Source organism: Roseicyclus sp. (assembly GCF_052168335.1).
GTDB lineage: Bacteria > Pseudomonadota > Alphaproteobacteria > Rhodobacterales > Rhodobacteraceae > Roseibacterium.
In genome coordinates this window covers 1-3,661 of sequence record NZ_JBQLZP010000423.1, presented here as the reverse complement: position 1 = coordinate 3,661, position 3,661 = coordinate 1, and the positions used below count along the sequence as shown (strand labels likewise).

Sequence of the window (3,661 nt, the reverse complement as noted above, 5' to 3'; positions counted from 1 at the left end):
CGAGGGCGACGTGCGGGACGCGGTCGTGCTTGCCCGCGCGCTCGATGGCGTCGATGGCGTCTTCCACCTCGCGGCCGAGGTGGGCGTCGGTCAGTCCATGTACGAGATCGCCCGCTACGTCGGCGCGAACGACCTCGGGACGGCGGTGCTGCTCGAGGCGCTCCTCGAGCATCCGGTCCGCCGTCTCGTCCTCGCCTCCTCCATGAGCGTCTACGGCGAGGGGCTGTATCGCGCCACGGACGGAACCCCGGTGATCGACGCGCGACGCAGGCCCGACCGCCTCGGCCCCGGCGCCTGGGAGCCGGTGGATGCCGGGGGCGACCCGCTCTCGCCCATGCCCACGGACGAGACCAAGCCCGTGGACCTCGCCTCGATCTACGCGCTGACGAAGTTCGCGCAGGAGCGCGCGGTCCTGATCTTCGGGCAGACCTATCCCGTCGAGACGGTGGCGCTCAGGCTCTTCAACGTATTCGGGCCGGGGCAGGCGCTGTCCAACCCCTACACGGGTGTCCTGGCCAATTTCGGCGCGCGCCTCGCGGCGGGCGCAAGGCCGACCGTCTTCGAGGACGGGCAGCAGAAGCGCGACTTCGTCCACGTCGCCGATGTCGCCCGCGCCTTCCGCCTGGCGATGGAGCAGGGGCAGGCGGCGGGCCACGTCATCAACATCGGCAGCGGCCGGGCCTATGCCATCGCCCCGGTCGCCGGGATGCTGGCCGAAGCGATGGGCCGGCCGGACCTGTCGCCCGAGATCCTCGGCCGCGCGCGCTCGGGCGATATCCGCCACTGCTTCGCCGACATCTCGAAGGCGCGCGACCTCCTCGGCTTCCGGCCCGAGCGGCGGCTCGAGCACGGCCTCGCCGAGCTCGTCGACTGGATCGGCGGCGAGACCGGCGCCGACCGGGGCGCGGAGATGCGCCGCGCGCTCGAGGAGCGGGGTCTCGTGCGATGAAGGACACGGGGGCAGGACGGGACGCGCCGCCGGGCTTCGTCGAGTGGTTCCGGATGGGCGACCGCGCCCATGCCGAGGCAGCGATCGAGGGCATGGCCGAAGCGGGCATCCGTCGCCTGCGGACGCAGCTTTCCTGGGCCGAGTATCACGTCGAGGGGGCGCCCGAGTGGTACGACTGGCTGCTCCCGCGCCTCGGCGCGCGCTTCGACGTCCTGCCCTGCATCCACTACACGCCGCCCTCGCTGTCGCGGACGGGCGCCGCCTCGGGCGCGCCCCGGCGGCTGCGGGACTACGCCGATTTCGTCGACGCGATGCTGACGCGGCACGGGGAGCACTTCGAGGCGGTCGAGCTCTGGAACGAGCCCAACAACCTCCTCGACTGGGACTGGCGCGCCGACCCCGACCACGCGCTCTTCGCCGAGATGGTGGGCGACGCGGCGCACTGGGTGCGCGCGCGCGGGTTCCGCCCGGTCCTCGGCGGGCCGAACCCCTTCGACCCGGCCTTCCTCGACCTGATGGGCGCGCGCGGCATCCTCGATCTCGTCCACGCGGTCGGCATCCACGGTTTTCCCGGCACCTGGGACAGCGAGGCCGGAAGCTGGCAGGGCTGGCGCGCGCATCTGGCCGAGGCCCGCGCGATCCTGGATCGCCATGCGCCGGGAACCGCGCTCTGGATCACGGAGGCAGGTTACTCGACCTGGGCCGACGACCAGATCGGGCAGGTGCGCCGCTTCCTCGAGGCCTGCGACGCACCGGCCGACCGGCTCTACTGGTATGCCTGGCGCGACGTCTGCGCCCACGTGCCCGTGCAGGAGGGGCACTGGTTCGACGCGCGGCACTACCACATGGGCGCGGTGGACGCCGAGAACCGCCCGAAGCTCCTCGCGCGGCTTCTGGCCGAGGGCGGGGTCGCACGCCTGCGGCAGGTCGCCGACCTCGCCGCGCCCGCGGTGCGCCCGGTCGGCCGCCGTCCCGTCGCGATCACCGGCGGTTGCGGCTTCGTCGGCACGAACCTCGCCGACAGCCTGCTCGGGGACGGGGAGGACGTGCTCCTCCTCGACAGCCTCGCCCGGCCCGGCGTCGACCGGAACCTCGACTGGCTCAAGCGGCGGCACGGCGCGCGCCTCCGCATGGATTGCGTGGACATCCGCCAGCCCCGCGCGCTCGCGGCCAGCCTCGCCGAGGCGCGCGCCGTGGTCCACCTCGCGGCGCAGACCGCGGTGACGACGAGCCTCCGCCACCCCGGCGACGATCTCGACACCAACGCGCGCGGCACGCTGAACGTGCTGGAGGCGCTGCGCGCGACGGGGCGCGAGATCCCGGTCGTCTTCGCCTCGACGAACAAGGTCTACGGCGATCTGGCGGACATCGCGCTGGACCGGACGCCGCAGGGTTGGCTGCCCGCCGACCCCGCGCTCCGCGCGCGCGGCATCGCCGAGGACCGCCCGCTCGCCTTCCACACGCCCTATGGCTGCTCCAAGGGCGCGGCGGACCAGTACGTGCTCGACCACGCGCATTCCTACGGGCTGCCCGCCACGGTCCTGCGGATGAGCTGCGTCTACGGCCCCCACCAGTTCGGGACGGAGGATCAGGGCTGGGTCGCGCATTTCCTCCTCCGCGCGCTCCGGGGGGAGGGGATCACGCTCTTCGGCGATGGCGCGCAGGTGCGCGACATTCTCCACGTCTCGGACGCGGTCGGCGCCTACCGGGCGGCGTTGGAGAACATCGCCGCGCTCTCGGGGCGGGCCTTCAACCTCGGCGGCGGGCCTCCGAACGCGGTAAGCCTCGACGCGGTTCTCGATGCCATCGGCGGGCTGACCGGCACCGCGCCGGAGGTCCGCCGCGCCGCGATGCGGCCGGGCGATCAACGGTATTTCGTGGCCGACACGCGGGCCTTCGAAACCGCCACGGGCTGGCGCGCGGGCACCGGCTGGCGGGAGGGGCTCGCCGATCTCCACGACTGGCTCGCCCGCCACCGCATCGGAACCGCGCGGGACACCCACCAGAGAAAGGAGCTCGCATGAAGGTCGCGCTCGTCAATCCGTGCTGGAGCTACGAGGGAAGCATCTACTTCGGTTGCCGCGAGGCGCACCTGCCGCTCGAGCTCGGCTATGCCGCCGCGTTTCTCGCGCGGGACGGCCACGAGGTCCTGATGCTCGACGGCCAGATCGAGGGCCTCTCCAACGACGAGATGGCCGCGCGGGTCGCCGCCTTCGCGCCCGACATGACCGTGGTGACGACGGCGCCCACCTACCTCTTCTGGCGCTGCGCCCCGCCCGAACTTCGCGTTCCGGCGGAGTTCCTGCGCGCGCTCGGGGCCTCGGGCGGGCTGACTGTGGCGGTCGGCCCCCACGGCTCGGCCACGCCGCTGCCGACGCTGCGCAAGCTCGGCTGCGACCTCGTCGTTCGCGGCGAGTGCGAGGAGGTGGTGGCCGCACTCGCCTCGGCGGAGGAGCCTTTCACGGTGCCCGGAACGGCGCACCTCGCGGAGGGGAGGCTCATCGAGACGGGGCCCCAGGCGATCAGCCGCTTCATCGACCACCCGCCGCTCCGCTGGCCGGAGCGATGGGTGCGCCGTCACGCGCATCACCACCACCGGTTCGAGGAGGGGCGGCACGAGGGCTTCGGCGCCGAGGTCGAGGCTTCGCGCGGCTGCCCCTACGAATGCGCCTTCTGCGCCAAGATCGACTTCCGCGACGGCTACCGGCGGCG

3 protein-coding genes are annotated in these 3,661 nt (G+C 73.2%); all 3 read left to right on the top strand.

Features of this window, described 5'->3' with window-relative positions:
• Window positions 1-949, top strand: a 949-nt coding sequence (locus ACTS11_RS12935; RefSeq protein ID WP_442640721.1) for an NAD-dependent epimerase/dehydratase family protein, incomplete at its 5' end; no start/stop codon positions are given.
• Window positions 946-2,973, top strand: a complete 2,028-nt coding sequence (locus ACTS11_RS12930) for an NAD-dependent epimerase/dehydratase family protein (protein WP_442640720.1) — start codon at window positions 946-948, stop codon at window positions 2,971-2,973. The genes ACTS11_RS12935 and ACTS11_RS12930, both read left to right, overlap by 4 nt.
• The coding region (locus ACTS11_RS12925) for a cobalamin-dependent protein (protein ID WP_442640719.1) at window positions 2,970-3,661 on the top strand (692 nt) is incomplete at its 3' end. The genes ACTS11_RS12930 and ACTS11_RS12925, both read left to right, overlap by 4 nt.

What these genes read in the sequence shown, in the direction of transcription:
- ACTS11_RS12930 (WP_442640720.1), top strand. Translation starts at nt 946, where the DNA reads ATGAAGGACACGGGGGCAGGACGGGACGCGCCGCCGGGCTTCGTCGAG.